This window comes from Iningainema tapete BLCC-T55, from assembly GCF_014698965.1.
Taxonomy (GTDB): domain Bacteria; phylum Cyanobacteriota; class Cyanobacteriia; order Cyanobacteriales; family Nostocaceae; genus Iningainema; species Iningainema tapete.
In genome coordinates this window covers 253008-270996 of sequence record NZ_JACXAE010000126.1, presented here as the reverse complement: position 1 = coordinate 270996, position 17989 = coordinate 253008, and the positions used below count along the sequence as shown (strand labels likewise).

15 protein-coding genes are annotated in these 17989 nt (G+C 37.8%); all 15 read left to right on the top strand.

The genetic code is table 11. The features are described 5' to 3' along the window. Window positions 1-15 precede the first annotated feature (15 nt). Complete coding sequence (locus ICL16_RS42200) at window positions 16-1203, top strand: glycosyltransferase family 4 protein (RefSeq protein WP_190838198.1); 1188 nt, start codon at window positions 16-18, stop codon at window positions 1201-1203. Between the two features lie 13 nt (window positions 1204-1216). Further along, complete coding sequence (locus ICL16_RS42195; protein ID WP_190838197.1) at window positions 1217-3382, top strand: GumC family protein; 2166 nt, start codon at window positions 1217-1219, stop codon at window positions 3380-3382. A 2-nt stretch (window positions 3383-3384) separates the two neighbouring features. Further along, window positions 3385-4791, top strand: coding sequence for an O-antigen ligase family protein (locus ICL16_RS42190; protein ID WP_190838195.1), 1407 nt, complete (start codon window positions 3385-3387; stop codon window positions 4789-4791). A 54-nt stretch (window positions 4792-4845) separates the two neighbouring features. Next, window positions 4846-5949 carry an acyltransferase family protein gene (locus ICL16_RS42185; protein ID WP_190838193.1) on the top strand — a complete coding sequence of 368 codons (1104 nt, stop codon included), beginning with the start codon at window positions 4846-4848 and terminating at the stop codon, window positions 5947-5949. Window positions 5950-5978: 29 nt separating this feature from the next. After that, a complete protein-coding gene (locus tag ICL16_RS42180; protein ID WP_190838191.1) occupies window positions 5979-6674 on the top strand; it encodes a methyltransferase domain-containing protein in 696 nt (231 codons plus the stop codon). Further along, on the top strand, window positions 6671-7801 hold the full coding sequence (locus tag ICL16_RS42175; protein WP_190838189.1) for a glycosyltransferase family 4 protein: 1131 nt from the start codon (window positions 6671-6673) through the stop codon (window positions 7799-7801). Before ICL16_RS42180 ends, ICL16_RS42175 begins: the two co-directional genes overlap by 4 nt. A gap of 45 nt (window positions 7802-7846) precedes the next feature. Further along, a complete protein-coding gene (locus ICL16_RS42170; protein WP_190838187.1) occupies window positions 7847-8803 on the top strand; it encodes a glycosyltransferase family 2 protein in 957 nt (318 codons plus the stop codon). A gap of 32 nt (window positions 8804-8835) precedes the next feature. Continuing rightward, on the top strand, window positions 8836-9792 hold the full coding sequence (locus tag ICL16_RS42165) for a glycosyltransferase family 2 protein (RefSeq protein WP_190838185.1): 957 nt from the start codon (window positions 8836-8838) through the stop codon (window positions 9790-9792). 18 nt (window positions 9793-9810) lie between these two features. Further along, window positions 9811-10989: a glycosyltransferase family 4 protein gene (locus tag ICL16_RS42160; protein WP_190838183.1), complete on the top strand. Its 1179-nt coding sequence runs from the start codon at window positions 9811-9813 to the stop codon at window positions 10987-10989. A 9-nt stretch (window positions 10990-10998) separates the two neighbouring features. Further along, a complete protein-coding gene (locus ICL16_RS42155; protein WP_190838181.1) occupies window positions 10999-12243 on the top strand; it encodes a glycosyltransferase family 4 protein in 1245 nt (414 codons plus the stop codon). Further along, complete coding sequence (locus ICL16_RS42150; RefSeq protein ID WP_190838179.1) at window positions 12244-13068, top strand: ABC transporter permease; 825 nt, start codon at window positions 12244-12246, stop codon at window positions 13066-13068. It abuts the gene before it with no gap. Between the two features lie 27 nt (window positions 13069-13095). Next, a complete protein-coding gene (locus ICL16_RS42145; protein WP_190838177.1) occupies window positions 13096-14370 on the top strand; it encodes an ABC transporter ATP-binding protein in 1275 nt (424 codons plus the stop codon). Between the two features lie 43 nt (window positions 14371-14413). Continuing rightward, window positions 14414-15385: a hypothetical protein gene (locus tag ICL16_RS42140; RefSeq protein ID WP_238361189.1), complete on the top strand. Its 972-nt coding sequence runs from the start codon at window positions 14414-14416 to the stop codon at window positions 15383-15385. A gap of 51 nt (window positions 15386-15436) precedes the next feature. Further along, the gene (locus tag ICL16_RS42135) at window positions 15437-16729 is read left to right on the top strand and encodes a glycosyltransferase family 4 protein (protein WP_190838174.1); all 1293 of its coding nucleotides are present in this window, start codon (window positions 15437-15439) and stop codon (window positions 16727-16729) included. A 137-nt stretch (window positions 16730-16866) separates the two neighbouring features. Then, the gene (locus ICL16_RS42130; protein ID WP_190838172.1) at window positions 16867-17955 is read left to right on the top strand and encodes a glycosyltransferase family 4 protein; all 1089 of its coding nucleotides are present in this window, start codon (window positions 16867-16869) and stop codon (window positions 17953-17955) included. Window positions 17956-17989: the final 34 nt, after the last annotated feature.

Below are 17989 nucleotides of genomic sequence, written 5' to 3'. Positions count from 1 at the left end.
GCAGGACTAGAAAAAATGAAAATAGCAGTGATTGGTGCAAAAGGATTACCGCCCAAACAAGGAGGCATTGAACATTACTGTGCAGAAGTTTACCCTCGCATGGTAGCCCAAGGACACAGTGTAGATTTATATGCTCGATCTACGTACACGAATGGTTCTTGGGGCGAACGCTATAATTTTGAAGGCGTCAAAGTTATTTCTTTACCAGGAATAGAAATGAGAGGGGTAGACGCATTTATTACCTCAGCGATCGCAGCAGTAATAGCAAGTGCAAAGAAGTATGATATTGTACATTTTCATGCTTTGGGACCATCCCTATTCACCTGTTTACCCAGAATTGCTACCTCCACAAAAGTAGTAGTAACCTGCCAAGGGCTAGACTGGCAAAGAGCAAAATGGGGCAGTTTTTCCACCCGCTTAATCAAAATGGGGGAAGAAGCAGCCGTGCGTTTTGCCCACGGGATCATTGTGGTGTCAGATGCACTGCAAAAGTACTTTTTGCAAACATATGATCGAGATACAGTTTACATCTCTAACGCTCCTGCTAAATATGGCGAATCAGACTCGAATTTTAGCTATGGTACTCAGCTAGGTTTAGAGAAAGGACGTTATATTTTGTTTTTGGGCAGACTAGTACCAGAAAAACGTCCTGACTTGCTGGTTGATGCTTTTGCTCACTTAGAAAACCAAGGATGGAAACTGGTTCTGGCAGGAGGTGTGAGCGATACTAAATCTTTCACGAACCAGCTATTATCTAAAGTGGCAGATAACCGCAACGTCATATTTGCTGGAGAACTTCGTGGCGCTCGTCTGTGGGAAATTGTGCGCGGAGCAGGATTGTTTGTTCTTCCATCTGATTTGGAAGGATTACCACTAGCAATGTTAGAGGCAATGCGGGAGGGTATTCCTGTGTTAGCCAGTGATATTGCACCCCACCAACAACTGATTAATGGTAGTAGGGGATTACTGTTTGAGGCAGGTAATTTAAGCTCTTGCACTCAAAGTATGAATTGGGCAATTACTCACCCAGCTGAACTCGCAGTCATGGCAAAAAGTGCGCAAAAATATGTACAGCTTAATTACAGTTGGGAGCGGATTACGGCGGAAACGCTGAAACTATATGCAAAACTTTTACACTCGTCTGAGCAAGTAGAAGTTTCACGGCAGGAAAGAGGGCTGGCAGGAGCAATGAGCAAGAAATAGGTAGGTATAAATAATGGAAAAAAATATTGTTACCTTACTGGCTGTTGCGCGACGGCGGAGTTTTCCAGCATTAGCCACATTTACGGCTGTGATTGCAGGAGCGATCACCTACATTACTGTCACCCCCAAATTATACGAAACCTCAGCCAGACTGATCCTAGACGACAAAAGTGTCAGTGTGTCTGAGTTAGGACGTGATTTGGCGCAAGTGCGATCGACTGTACCAGGGGGAGCCAGCCCACTAGCAGATCAAGCAGAACTAGTAAAATCGCAACGGGTGTTAAAACGAGCACTCAATGACGACAGTCTCAAAGACATTAATTCAACCCAAATGCCAATCAAAATTGACGATTTGAGTCAATGCTTGAGCGTGAAAATTCTGCCTGCCACCAACATTCTGGAAGTAAGTTGTAAGAACAAAAACCCAGAACTTGCCACCAAGATAGTTAACGCTGTTGCCCAAGCAATGGTTGACGATAACACTCAAGTCATCCGCAAAGAAGCTGCCAGCGTAGTAAAATTCTTACGCACAAGAGTACCTGAGGCTAGGCAACGGCTCGAAGTTGCTGAACTAGCTGAAAACAAACAGCGACAAAGCAGTGGGATTGTTTCTTTCGACGAGCAAACCAAAAGCGCAGTAGAAAGTCTGGCTGCTTTGGAAGATCAAGAGCGCACACTTAACGCGCAATTACGAGAGGCAAAGTCGCGGGATGCATCACTGCGAGGGCTAACAGAAGCTAAGGAACTCAACACAGCCCTCTCTACTGTCAGAGGTGGTCAAGATGAAGACATCAAACGTTTACGTGCTACATTGTCAGAGTTGGATGCAAAACTAATTGATGCCCGCGCCCGCTATACAGAATCTCATCCGACTGTAATTAAGTTGACTGAAGAACGAGACGCACTTCGTAACTTATACAATCAAAACCTCCAACGTGTTTCCCCTAACAATCAAGCTATACCTTCTAGAAATATAGCAGGCGATCAACTTAGTCAAGAACTTACCTCCAAACTGATTACAAATGACGTAGAGCGAAAGGCGATCGAAAATAAACTCTCAGTTGTACAAACAAATCGAGCTTTACTACAAAAACGTTTAGCCCAACTACCAATTGAGCAGCAGCCATTAACTGCACTTACTCGTAGACGCCAAGAAGCGGCAGAATCATTAAAGTCACTCCAAGGCAAACTAGAAGAAGCGCGAATTGCTGAAGCTCAATTAGTTGGCAATGTCCAAATCATTGAAGCTGCTCAAGTTCCAACTTTACCGACATCGCCGAAGCGAAACATCATACTGGCAGTTGCCGTTGCCTTTGGCAGTATATTAGCTCTTGGTGTAATACTGCTGTTGGAATTAATGGATAATACTTTAAAAGATGCTTCCGAAGCAGAAGAACAAAGCAAGCTACCATTGCTGGGAGTATTACCGCGTTTACCAGCCAAAACTCTTGTCCTTGCACCATCAGAACGATTTTTAGATGATGTAGGCTTGGTGGAACCTTACCGAATGCTCTTTAAAACAATCGAGTTTCGCCAAGATGAGCGCTTGCGACTGATGGTTGTAACTAGCACAATTTCCGGAGAAGGTAAATCAGTAGTAGCCTCTCACTTAGCCGCAGTTGCCGCTATGTTGTCTTGGCGAACATTGATTATAGATGCAGATTTGCGCCGCCCTGTGCAACACACCTTGTTCAACTTACCTCCCAAACCAGGAATTACAGATGTAATTGACGGAGAAAAATCCTTCCAAGAAACGGTACAGCGAACAGATGTGGAAAACCTTGATGTTTTGACTTGTGGTGAATTGCGCAGTCGCCCTTCACAGTTGCTAGAATCACCGGCGATGAAATCTATTCTGCAAGAAGCGGCGCAAAACTACGATTTAGTCATCATAGATACACCACCACTAAGTGCTTGTGCTGATGCTTCTACCTTAAGTCGGCTAAGTGATGGAATAATTATGGTTACACGTCCTAGTTTTACCATCAAAGAAGTACTCTCAAGGGCAGTATCAGAATTAAGCAGAAATCGGATACCAGTATTAGGAGTAGTAGTGAATGGAATGACTAGTATGACTGAAACCTATTACCGCTATTCCGTCAATGGATACAAACCAACTAAGCGTTTGACTGGTTTGTCTGAAACAGCCAATTCTCCAAAACGTTCGAGGTCTAAGTAATTATGTTGACTAATCAACGCTCAAGTCGTTCTTCTGTTCTAGCATTTTTTGTTGTGTTAGCAGCGATGGGGGTTGGTATAGTTGCCGGGTTTCTTGCTGGTGCGAAACCTTTTTACTTAGTTTTAGCTGTTGTGGCGGTGACGGCAGTTGTCTGTTTATTTACCAATTTTGAGTTTACAGTACTGGGTTTACTGATCCTACGCAGTTCTTTAGATCCTTTCTCTGCTCAGCAATTACCAGCTGCATTTGCTCTGGGCGTAGATGCATTAACCCTGCTCTATGTCACTGTTTTATTACTGACAAAGCAACGAGTACAAACAAATAAATTTTTCTGGATTTTCACTCTCTGGGTAGCACTACAAGGATTATGGATTGTGCTACCCGCATTAGGCTTAGGGCTAGGAACTTCATACTTGTCATTCAGCATTCGTGAATGGCTACGTATATTTTCTTGGCTAATGGTTTATCTTTTAGTCATGCAACTAGATGGGCGAATTCATCCACAAAAAGTCATATCTACCCTATTTCTCAGCCTTATTGTACCCCTCATAGTAGGGTTCATGCAGTTGTTATTACCTTCGCGTCTACCTTATTTTCTTGCTTGTTCTGGTTGCTTAAACTCAACTATTGGGCATCCCAGTGCATTTGGCACATTTTTATTTTTATTTATTGGTTTAACTCTTTGGAAGTTGGAGCAAGTACGTCAACGTGGGTTATGGATTATTTTGCTGGCTACACTTGCTTTCTTCTTAGTAATGACTAAATCTTTCACTAGTCTAGTTATATTTTGTGTATTTATAGTTGCCTTAACTGCTCCTAAATTGAATTTGCTCAAATTAATAGGAGGAGTTATGTTTTTGTCAATAGTATTAGGATTTTTTGCTAATACGCCGTTTGGGCAAGAAAAGCTTAGTGCCATATTAGATACACCACTTTTTAATCCAGATACAGACATTTCACGTACCCTGATGCTAGCAGTTGGCGAGGGTGCAAATAGTGCAAACTGGCGAATTGCCCAATGGACTTATTTGTTTCAAGCTTGGCAAAAATCTCCGCTTTTGGGATATGGTTTGGGTACTAGCCCCTATTTAACAACAACAATGTTTATTGGTTTTTATGCTCACAATGATTACATGCGTTTTCTTACAGAGCAAGGAATTGTTGGTTTATTTATTGTTTTAAGTTTTTTTGTAGCTCAATTTTTTTACCTTTTTCAGTTACTGCGTAATTCTCCTCCTAGCAGCCCTAAAAGTCAACTTTGCTTAACTCTAATAGCTATTTTGGTGGGAATTGTTTTGGGAATGCCTAGTGATAATGTTTGGAGTCACACTACTTTGTTCTTTTATTGGTGGCTTCTTTTTGCCGTGGCAAGTTGGGATTGGGAGCAATTAGAGGATGAAAATAGTTGAGAAATGAATAATTATTATTAATCATGTTTAGCAAGTGAAAATAAGTAAATTATCATGAATAGTACTGAAAAAAAAGAAACTGCTCATCATAAAAAAAAGCTCAATCTCATACAACTATTTAGAGGAATAGCTGCATTACTAGTAGTACTTGCTCATGGCAGTTTAATTTTTCATGAAAATTTGCAGAAAGCTTTTTTATTTGACATATTTAATTTTGGTGGTTCAGGTGTAGATTTTTTCTTTGTATTAAGCGGATTTATTATATTGTATGTTCATCACCATTATATTGGTAATCCCAGTAAATTAAAAAGTTTTTTGATTAAAAGATTTGTACGTATATATCCCATTTATTGGGTTGTGTTGACAGGCAAGCTGTTCGCTTCTTTGGGTTTGTCTGACTCAGCTACACCTATGATTAACTTAATTGAAGTTGTCAAAGCTTATCTTTTATTTCCCCAAGATAGAATTATCCTTTCTGAGTACTTCCTTGGTGTTAGTTGGACATTAACTTATGAAGTTTTTTTCTACCTGATTTTTGGCTTGTTAATATATTTACAGCCCAAATTTTATCTACCGATAATTGGGATATTACTATCGGGGGTAATTCTCAATTTTACAAATATTGTTCAGGTTCCAGAAAATAGTGTTCTGCTTCAGTTTCTTTTCAGTCCGTTGCATATTGAGTTTATTTTAGGATGCTTAGCTGCTTATGTTGTAACTCAAAATAAAATTACTTATGGAAGTCAACTACTTTATCTAGGTTTATTTCTCTACACTTTAGCGGCTATAAATACTAACTATAATCTTTTGCCAGTGTCAAACGTAATTACTTATGGTATTCCTGCAACAATATTGGTAATAGGTGCTGTAGCTTTAGAAATTAGTAAGACAGTGAATGTTCCACAGATGCTGATCTTACTTGGTGACGCATCCTACTCTATTTACCTGATACATGGTTTTGTCATTAATAATTTAGTTAAGGTGGTGTTAAATCTGCAAATTATTGATTTTTTCACGCAAAATTCTTTAATATTTAGCCTTTTTGCAATTTTTAATGCAGTTATGGCTGTAATTATTGGATGTATTATGTATTTATACTTAGAAAAACCTTTGCTTTCTATATTAAGACAATCAACCAAACCACAATTATCTCGCTAGTTTTTGGTATTTAAATTTTAAGGGGTAGTATGTCATTTGCTTACAAAGTATCTGGATGGAACCGCAAGCGTAAATGGGATTTGTTTCTCAAAGAAATTCAACCTACCGCTGATACTACGATTTTAGATATCGGTTTTAGTGAAGAAGAGTATAGCGATACAGATAATTTTTTAGAGAAACATTATCCCTATCTTGAGCAGATAACTGCTTTGTGTCTGGAAACACCAGAAGCCTACTTACATGCTCGGGACAAAGCAGAATTTCAAGTTCCTGAAGAGGCGATTTTAGCCAAAAGAAAGCAATCTTCAACACGCTATCCACAATTAAAAGTTGTCACTTATGACGGTAAGACTTTTCCTTTTCCTGACAAATCTTTTGATGTATGTTGGTCAAATGCTGTTTTGGAACACGTTGGCGATCGCCCCCAGCAAATTCTCTTTTTAAAAGAAATTCAAAGAGTAGCAAAAGTAGCTTTTATCACCACGCCTAACAGGTATTTTCCCATTGAAGTACATACGCGCACACCACTATTACATTTTTTACCCAAGAAAATTTTTGATCGCTATTTGCACTTTGTGGGCAAAGGATGGGCAGCAGACGAATATATGTACCTGTTATCGCTGCGGGATGTACACAAACTTCTACAGGCTGCTGAAATTACTCAATACAAAATTATTCAGAATAGATTGCTATCTTTCGTACTCGACTTTGTAATTATTTTATGAAGGTACTATTTTACGATGACGGGAATAGTTTTGGCGGTCATACTTTGACAGCGTTAGATGCAGTTCGGTACTTAGGAGAACAAACAGACCTAAATGTAGGTTTTATGTTCTATGAAGGAAACAAAAGACTACATGAACGTTTAAATTTACTAAAGCATAGTAATGTTGAACTTTACCCCATTAAATGGCAAGAACCAAAATTAAGAACTATAGAAGCATTATTTTCATTTGCTCAAGTCCAGAAAGTTAAAAGTTTAATTGACCAGGTACAACCAGATATTATAATTATTTCTCAGGGTTGTATTGAACAATGTTCTATTGGTTTGCTTGCGGCGAAAAGTGGTAAATACAAAACTATTAGTTTTATCGCTTTAACTCAAGAAATATCAGTTATGGGGGGTAAGTTAGCTCAGTTTAGAGATTGGGTAAACTTATACTTCTACAAATTATCTGATGCATTTATCACAACAAGCCAAAATGCCAAAAATAGGCTAATTCAACATGGGGTGAGGTCAAAGATTTCTTTAGTATATTACGGACCTAATCTTAAATTTTGGCAATTTAGGGATAAAAGTGAATTTCGCCGCAAGTTAGGTATAAATGAAAACGATTACGTGGTAGCATTGATTGGTCGAGTTCAATTTGCACATAAAGGTCATGACTTTCTCATTAATTCTATCGCCAAGTATCAAAGTAAACTAGAGAACATTAAACTAGTTCTGGTTGGTGATGGTCCTGATGTTAATCGTCTTCAATCACTAATTCAATCTTATAGTTTGAGTCATTTTGTCAAACTTGTTTCTTGGAGCGATGACCCATCATATATCTATTCTGCCATAGATATGCTGATTATTCCCTCTAGATTTGAAGGTTTACCTTTAGTTATGTTAGAAGCCATGTACTATAGTTTGCCAATTGTTGCCTCAAATGTTGATGGAATGGCAGAGGTACTACCAAAAGATTGGCTTTTTCAATTTGGTGATAGTAACTCTCTCATCGAGACTTTACTTCAAGTTAAACAGCAAGACAATAGAGAAGTTTTAGCAAAGAATAAAATGCGCATTATGACAGAATTTAATGTTGATAAATTTGGGGAGGAGTTTTACAAAGCTATTTCGGAAAAGTAATCAATAATTGTTGAAATCACTAAACTTATTTATTTGTGTTCCAAGATGCTAAAAGTTTCTGTGATCATTCCTGCCTATAATGCTATGACTTATCTGCCCAAAACTTTAGAAAGTGTTTTGCAGCAGACTTTCACAGATTTTGAAGTATTGATTATTAATGATGGAAGTTCGGACAATATTGTGCAATGGGCTGAGCAAATTGTAGATTCACGAGTAAAACTGATTTCACAAGAGAACCAACGTTTGGCTGCGGCACGTAACACTGGTATTGCTCATGCCCAGGGAGAGTATATTGCATTTTTAGATGCTGATGATTTGTGGGAGCCAACTAAGCTTGAAAAACAAGTACGTTGCTTGGAAGAGCATCCAAAAGTGGGTTTGGTACACTCTTGGACTCTTTTAGTTGATAGTGAAGGTAAGGTGACTGGTAAAGTACTTAAAAGTCAGATAGAGGGTGATGCTTGGCAACAAATTGTGCAGAAAAATACTGTGGTTGTTTCTTCTGTAATAGTTCGTTCGAGTTGTCTAGAAACTGTTGGGGTATTTGATCGCGATTTACACTATTGTGAAGATTATGATATGTGGATTCGGCTTGCGTCTCGTTATCCCTTTGCAGTGGTTAAAGAACCTTTAACTAGGTATCGTCTGCATCCAGGCACTTTGTCTACTCATTGTCAAGGAGTTTTACAGAGTTTTCGGATCTTGATCGAAAGAGCATTTCAATCTGCTCCTATAGAGTTACTTTACTTGAGAAATCGCGGTTATGGAAACGAAAATCTTTATCTGGCTTGGAGATCTTTAAATAACCAAGATTACAAACAAGCAATTCATTTTCAAGAGCAGGCGCTAGCTCATTATCCACAATTACGTTACTCTTGGGAATGTATTCGCTTAGGGTTAGCGATCGCCGTTATGCAGTTGCTTAAACCTGATGGTTACAGTAAAGTACTAGAATTAATCTATACCCTACGTCGGCGTATTTCATCAAGTATTGCTCGATGAGATTTTTAAAAGTTGAACAAGGAACTTGATATATGCCCACAGTCTCTGTTGTGATTCCCGCATACAATGCCATGAATTATCTGCCCAAAACTTTAGAGAGTGTTTTGCGGCAGACTTTCACAGACTTTGAAGTATTAATTATTGATGATGGTAGTTCAGATCATATTGTGGAATGGGCTGGTGAGTTAGCACCACGAGTGAAACTGCTAACACAAGCAAACCAAGGTGTATCTGTAGCACGTAACACAGGTATTGCTCACGCCCAAGGAAAGTACATAGCGTTTTTAGATGCAGATGATTTATGGGAGTCAACTAAGTTAGAAAAACAAGTGCGTTGTTTAGAAGACAAACCGACAGTAGGTTTAGTCTATACTTGGACAGCTTTTATCAATCAATTAGATCAACCAATCGGCACAATCATCGTTTCCCATGCAGAAGGAAATGTATGGAAGCAAATTGTTGTTAGAGATATGATTTCTACTGGTAGCTCACCAATGATTCGTCGTGAATGTTTTGACACTGTGGGTGTATTTGATCCTCAACTAAGCATTGGTGAAGATCGAGAGATGTGGAGTCGCATTGCTGCTCATTATCCTTTTGCCGTAGTTAAAGAACCTTTAACTCTTTATCGAAGGCATCCTTATAATACAACCAAAAACACCAAAAAGATTGCGCAAGAGTTGCGTCGGGTGATTGAGAAAACCTTTGCCTCTGCCCCAACAGAGTTACTTTATTTACGCAATCAAAGCTATGGATGGATGAACTACTTTGCCGCTGTATCTGCTTTACTAGAAGAGAATAACTATCATGACGCAATACATTTCCGTCGGCATGCTGTATTGCATTATCCTCAATTACGCTATACGTTAATGTATATACGTTTAAGTTTATCAATAACCGTAACACGTTGGTTTGGTTCTCAAGTATATGAGAAAGCACGAGAACTAAGTCGCACTTTACGACGGTTGATTTTTCCTCTTTTCAATTAGCAAAGGAGTTATAAATTTATGCATATTATTGTTTTAGAAGTAGAGCCAACTTCTTTACGGGGAGGGCAAGAAGTTGTTCTGTTTGATATTTGCTATGGCTTAGCTCAACGTGGACATACTATTAGTCTTGTTTATACTAAAGAAGGAAACTTACTAGAAAAGTATCAACAGTTTTGCCAACACACAGTCAAGGCTGATCAATTAACAATCTATCCACCCCAAAAGAACTTACGTTTTTTAGCAGATATTTGGCATATTAATAAACAAATTTCTATTACTCAAAAAAGTATTGTTTTTAGTAATCAATATCAAGATACTTATTTCGGTCGTCTTTTAGCTATAACGAAAAGAATTCCTCTATTGTGTTATCTTCATCTACCACCAGCAGAAAAGTTTATTGAAATGAAGGGGGTTAAACAATATCTAAGAGATACATATATTAAATGGCAAAGAAAAATTGGACTGCAAGGAGTGAAGCATTTTATTGCAGTTTCCCATCAAACCAAGCAGGATTGGATTAACGAAGGTTATCAAGATGATGTAATTGATGTTGTACATAACGGGATTAATTTGCAAGTATACAAACCTACAACTGATTTTGTACTGACTAGAAAGGAATGGAATCTTCCTCCAGATATCAAAGTAATTTCTTATGTGGGAAGATTAGATAAAGAAAAGGGAGTAGAAACACTGATTAAAGCTTTTGCTATATTGCAAAAAAGTCACGCTAACACTAAGTTATTGATTGCTGGTAAATCTCTATTCCAAGGCGATAAATATAGACAAACCTTAGAACAGCTAGGGACAGAATTGGGTATAAAAGATAATGTAACATTTCTTGGTCATGTAACTAATACTACTAGTCTTTATCAAGTTAGTGATGTCACCGTTCTACCTAGTTTATGGTCTGAACCTTTTCCGCGCTCAGTTCTAGAATCAATGGCTTGTGGTACTCCTGTAGTAGCTAGCCGAATTGGGGGAATTCCCGAAAGTTTGACAGGAGAGTTCCAAAATGGACTTTGTGAATCGGGAAATGAACAAGATTTATCAGATACTCTCAATCGAATTATCACTTGGAGAGATAAAGACCCTCTATTGGGAGATAGATGCCGTGAGCATATTGTGTCAAAATTTAGTTTAGACAAAATGGTGGCTCATGTTGAAAAAGTACTAGAAAGACTTATGTTGGGGGATTGAGCAGATAAGATGCATATCATTGTATTAGAGCAAGAACCATCTTCGCGTCGTGGTGGACAAGAAGTAGTTTTGTTAGATTGTTGCCGTGGTCTAGCAAAAAGAGGACATATTATTACTCTGCTTTATACTAAAGAAAATGATTTACTAGTGCAGTATCAAGAGTTTTGTCGCCACACATTAAAGATTAATAGATTTACAGTTTTTCAACCCCAACAAATCTTCAGTTTTATTAGTGATATTTTTAAAGTTAATCAGATTTCCATAACGGAAAACACTATTGTGCTCAGTAATCAATTTACTGATACCTTTTTCGGTTATGCGATCGCCACTTTAAAAAGTATTCCCTTAGCTTGTTACATCCATCTACCTCCGCCACGAAAAAAGTTTGCTACATGGCAAGGAATAGGATTCAAAAAAATCAAAAAATATCTAGCACTTCATAACATGAGTTGGCAGTGGCAGCTAGGAATGAAGCAAGTAAAGCATTTTATTGCAGTTTCTCAGCAAACAAAATTGGATTGGGTAAACAGTGGTTACGCACAAGATCTAATTGATGTTGTATATAATGGTATTAACCTAGAAATATACAAACCACCATACAATTTTTCTGCCATTAGAAAAGAATGGAATATAGCAGAAAACACTAAAGTAATTTCCTATGTAGGAAGAATAGATAAAGTCAAGGGGCTAGAAACTCTGATTAAAGCTTTTGCTATGTTGCGGAAAAACTGGGTAAATAGCAAATTATTAATTGCGGGTAAACCTGTATCTCAAGGCGATGAATACCAACAGACTTTAATACAGCTAATAGCTAACTTGGGTGTAGAGGATGATGTAAAATTTCTTGGGCATCTTAGTAACACTACTAGCTTATATCAAGTTAGTGATGTAACAGTTTTACCCAGCTTGTGGTCTGAACCTTTTGGACGGGTAATTATTGAATCAATGGCTTGTGGTACTCCTGTAGTAGCAAGCAGAATCGGAGGAATATGTGAAATATTAACTGGGGAGTTTCAAAACTTACTCTTTGAAAAAGGTCATGAACAAAAATTAGCTCATACTCTTAATCATATAATCAATTGGAGAGAGCAAGACCCCAATATAAGTAACAGATGTCGCCAGCATATAGAGGCAAAATTTACTTTAGATAGAATGATTGATGAACTGGAAAAAGTCCTAGAAAAAAGATTTCCGCACAAGGAAATAAATCAAGAAAACGCAGGTAAATTATTAGTAGAAAATACGGGAAAGTAGATGACTAAAGAACTTATTATTGAAGCGGGTAGAACAGAAGGTCAATATTGGCGAGACTTGTGGAAATACCGAGAATTGTTCTACTTTCTGGCATGGCGCGATATTTTGGTGCGCTACAAGCAAACGGCGATCGGTATGGCATGGGCATTAATTCGCCCCTTCTTAACGATGATCGTATTCACCGTTATTTTTCAAGGTGTGGCGAAACTACCAAGTGATGGCAATACACCTTACCCCATTTTGGTTTATGCCGCGCTGCTGCCCTGGCAGTTTTTCTCCAGTGCGCTGATGGAATGCAGCAACAGTCTAGTTAATAACGCCAACTTACTTTCTAAAGTTTACTTTCCGCGTTTGATTGTACCGACTAGTGCAGTGATTGTCAGCTTTGTGGACTTTATGATCTCGGGCATAATTCTGTTAGGGTTAATGGCTTACTACAACTTTGTACCCGACTGGCGCATCCTGACTTTACCAGTGTTTATTCTCATTGCTTTTGCCGCGTCGATGGGAGCAGGATTGTGGTTAGCAGCTGTGACTGTCGAGTATCGGGACTTCCGCTATATAGTAACGTTTCTAGTACAATTTGGTTTGTACATTTCACCAGTAGGTTTTAGTAGCACTAGGATACCGCAACAGTGGCGACTGCTGTATTCACTTAACCCAATGGTAGGAGTAATAGATGGTTTCCGGTGGGCAATTTTGGGTGGTGAGTCACAGATATATTTACCTGGCTTTGCTCTGTCTTTAATGATTGTCGCTATACTGCTGTGGAGCGGTATTTGGTATTTCCGCAGAATGGAGCGTACTTTTGCTGATGTAATTTAAACGTGTGGTTGAGTAGGAGTTAAGCAGATGTCCGATACTGTAATTCGAGTAGAAAATTTAAGTAAGAAGTACGTAATTGTACATCAAGCAGAAGGTGCTGATAATTACAAGACATTTCGTGGGGCAATGACTAATGCAGCGAAATCTCTTGCTCATGCGCTTCATATAGGTGCTAACAAGCAAGTAAAACCCAGTTGGGAGGAATTCTGGGCACTTAAAGATGTGTATTTTGACATTCAGCAAGGCGAGAGAGTTGGTATTATTGGTCGAAATGGCGCAGGGAAATCAACGCTACTAAAAATTCTCAGCAGAATTACAGAACCAACCAGGGGAGCTATCCGGATTAGAGGACGAGTAGCCAGTTTATTAGAAGTGGGAACGGGTTTTCACCCAGAACTAACTGGTAGGGAGAATATCTTCCTTAATGGTGCAATTTTAGGCATGAGCAAGGTGGAAATTGTTGCTAAGTTTGATGAAATTGTTGCTTTTGCCGAGATAGAAAAGTTTTTAGATACGCCAGTGAAGCGTTATTCTTCGGGGATGTATGTAAGGCTGGCGTTTGCAGTTGCTGCCCATTTGGAGCCAGAGATTCTCATCGTTGATGAAGTTTTAGCAGTGGGAGATGCTCAGTTTCAGAAAAAATGTCTAGGTAAGATGGAGGATGTGGGCAAGGAAGGAAGAACGATTTTATTTGTTAGCCACAACATGGCTGCAATTCGCGCATTGTGCAGTCGAGCATTATTGATGCGAAATGGTCAATTGTTCATGGATTCTGATGTGGAAAATGCGATCAGTGATTACTTAGCTGATGATGGTACGTCAGATGCTCGTGTAGTCTGGACAAGAGAAGACGCTCCCCAGTCTCCAGAACTTCGTTTTATTGAAGCCTATATTTTGAATGAGCAAGGTGATTACGCCTCTACTATTGATTGTCGTAAAGGATTTTATATAGCTATAAAATACGAAGTGCTGCAGCCGATCAAAGGTTTAAGAATCGGCTTCTTTATGAAAAATGCAGAGGGAACTCCTATTTGTGGTTCTAACGATCCAATGGCTTGGTTAAAGTTAGAGAGAGAGCCTGGTGAGTATACGAGTAAATGTTTTTTTCCTGGATATGTCTTAAATGCTGGTCAATATTTAATTTGTTTTGGCTCAGATATGCCGCCATATAATAAACCTCTTGTTACAACTTCATTCTGTTTGGCTTTAATAATTGAGGATGTAGAAGGACATGGGCCAATGAATGAAAGACTTCCCGGAATTGTCAGACCAAAACTGGAGTGGAATGTTCAGCTTACGTAAAAATAATATGTTCTAAGTAGTGGAAATATTAGGTGATTTAAAAATGTTTTTGCCCAAGAAATTCAAAGAAAATATACGTACAAAATTATCTTCAGTAATTGAAGAAAGTATCAATAAATTTTTCTCCCAAATTAATAACATATTTATTCATTTGGATAAACGTCAGTATGAAATGGAAAAACGCCTTGATCTGATGCAAAGAGCTTTAGGTAGAATTGAAATGAGACAATTAAAACATCAAAGTAGTGATAATGTACTTGATTATGAGTATCAAGTTTTTTCTCAATGGGGAGAGGATGGAATAATTCAGTTCTTGATTAATAATATAGAAATTGAAAGAAAAATATTTGTTGAGTTCGGAGTAGAAGATTATCAGCAGGCAAATACTAAATTTTTATTAGTTAATAATAACTGGTCAGGTTTAGTAATTGATGGTAGTGATGCCAATATATCTAGGCTTAAGACTGATTATGTTTATTGGAATTATAATTTAAAAGCAGTAAAAGCTTTTGTGACTAAAGACAATATTAACAACTTGCTTTTAGAGAATGGTTTAACTGGAGAGATTGGGCTACTTTCTATAGATATAGATGGTAATGATTATTGGATTTGGGATGCCATTAATGTAATTAATCCAGTTATTGTTATTGTTGAGTATAATTACAGATTTGGTAGTGAAGCTGCTGTGACAATACCATATAGTGAAGATTTTGACCGATCAAAAGCACATCATTCAATGATCTATTTTGGTGCATCATTAAAAGCTATTTGTTTACTGGCAAAACGTAAAGGTTATACTTTTGTTGGATGTTGTAGCAATGGTGTAAATGCTTTCTTTATTCGTACAGATAAGAAACCTTCTACTCTCAAAGAGATGACTCTTGAAGAAGGCTATAAATCAGGACAGTTTTGTGAAACACGTAATGAAGATGGTGTTCAGGTAAAAACACCTCCGCAACAAGAAGTGCTTTTACTACAAAGTTTAAATTTGCCTTTAGTAACTATTGATGAATAAAATCATAATTATATTGCTAACTTAAAAATAAAAAATTTAACGATTTGCTCTATGAAAGTTTTATATGACATTTCAGTACTCGGAGTTGGCTACTATAACCAGGCAGGAAGAACAGGAATTTTTAGAGTAGTTGAGAATCTAGCAGAAGGTTTGAAAAAATCACAAGAATGTGAATTATTTTTTTGTATAAATGGTGAAATATATAAGTTATATGATGCAGTTGATTATTTAGAATCTAATTTAAATTTAGCAGGAGTACCTTTAGCTTATCAAGCTAAAGACTGGAGATTTAAGTACAATACTCACAAACTTCTCAGCAAACTCAGTTTTAAGGTCGATAATTCTACAAATGCTAAACAAATCTGGTTCAAAATTTTCCGAAAATTCGTGTATTATACTCACAAAATTACAAACTATTTGCCAACCGAAATTTCACCAAAAGTTTTAGCAGAAACAAATATATATCATTCACCTTTTGAGGCAATTCCTCAAAAGATTAAAAGAACAAGTCATGTAAAACATTTTTTGACAGTTCACGATTTAATCCCAATTTTATATCCAGAATTCTTCAAGTTTAATGAAAACACTCCTCTAAAAAAAGCAATAGAGAGTTTAGAGCCAGAGTCTTGGGTTATATGTATTTCTCAATCGACTAAGGAGGACTTATGTAATTATGCAAAACTTGTTGATCCATCTAGAGTATTTGTCATTAACTTAGGTGCTTCTGATCTGTTCTATCCCTGTACAGATTCTCAAACATTAGAACGCACTCGGATGAAATATGGTATTCCCAATGTACCATACTTTCTCAGTCTTAGCACTTTAGAACCCCGCAAAAATGTTGACCACACAATCAGATGTTTTGCCAATTTGGTTCAGCAAGAAAAAATTCAGGACTTATGTCTAGTTTTAGTAGGTACAAAGGGCTGGAATTATGACAAAATTTTTGCGGAAATTTCTCATAATCCAGCATTAAAAGACCGTATTATTGTCACAGGTTATGTTGCTGATGAAGATTTGGCTGCTCTTTATAGTGGAGCGCGAGCCTTTGTTTATACCTCTTTATATGAGGGTTTTGGTTTGCCACCTCTAGAAGCTATGCAGTGTGGTATTCCCGTCATCACCTCAAACACTTCCTCTTTACCCGAAGTTGTCGGCGATGCGGGAATTATGCTTGAGCCTAAAGACGTTGATGGGTTATGTCACAGCTTGCTGAAGCTATATAACCAGCCGGATTTGCGCCAATCTATGTCACAAAAGTCTCTAGAGCAGGCACAAAAATTTAGTTGGGAAAAATGTACTCAACAAACAATCGCTGCTTACAAAACTGCCTTATCAGCATAAGTTTTTTATTTTGACGTAAATAAAATAGGAGGAGTTATTGCTGCAATTACGATCACAATATGTGCTATTGATAACATTGTTCTCCAAAGTGGTAACTTACCGAGTAAACTTTCTTTGCTTTAACTAGGGATTTATTAATGCGTATTCTCTACGATGGAAAAATTTATGAAATGCAAGTTACTGGAGGCATTAATCGATATTTTGCCAACATAATTCGTAGGTTACCTCAGGATTTTGTTCCTACTCTCACTACCTATCAAAATCGGAACTTTAACTACCCAACTCATCCTAAATTAAAAACCTTTCTATATCAAAGATTTCGTCCTTGGCGTATTTCCAATTGGTTGGAAACACGTTTCTTTCAAGCGATCGCTACTTACCAACATTTCGATTTAATTCACCCTACCTACTACTCGTTGCTCACAAGGATACCTTTTGAGCATCATCGCTTTCCTGCCGTTGTCACAGTTCATGACATGATCCACGAAATTTTTTATCCGGATGCTTCGGATGTTGAGGACAAAAAAAAGGCAATTATGGCAGCGCAGGCAATTATTTGTGTTTCTGAAAATACTAAAAAAGACTTGCTAGAGCGCTACTCAATCCCAGAAGATAAAGTAACTGTCACTTACTTGGCTTCGGAAATTGATGCCAGTTTGTCTTACGGTGCTGAGACTGTTCCTTCTCCACCCTACTATTTATTTGTCGGCAACCGAGAACTCAGCTACAAAAATTTTGCTCAATTGCTAGTAGCATTTGCCAAATTAACTTCAATGAATTCAGAAGTTAAGCTTTGTGTAGTTGGTTCACCCTTTAGTAAAACAGAACTGCAACTGATTGGCGATTTAAAGCTAGATGCGCGGATTGAAAATTATGGCTTTACAAACGATCGCCATTTAGCAAAGCTTTACCGTTGCAGCGTTGGCTTAATTTATCCATCCTTATATGAAGGCTTTGGTATCCCTCCTTTAGAAGCTATGTCTTGCAGTACAGTCGCTGTAGCTTCTAACACTTCTAGTATTCCGGAAGTTGTAGGTGATGCTGGCTTACTTTTTGATCCAAAAGCAATTAAAGATTTGGTAGATATCCTACTTTTCTTACTAGATAATCCTATAGAACGCGATCGCCTAGTTGCCAAAGGATTAGAACGTGCAAAAACTTTTAGCTGGGATAAAACTGTAGATAAGACACTTTCAGTGTATCGTTCAGTAAGCACTAGCGCGTAAAAACTTTATAGAAAACTTTTATCCGAGGTCAACC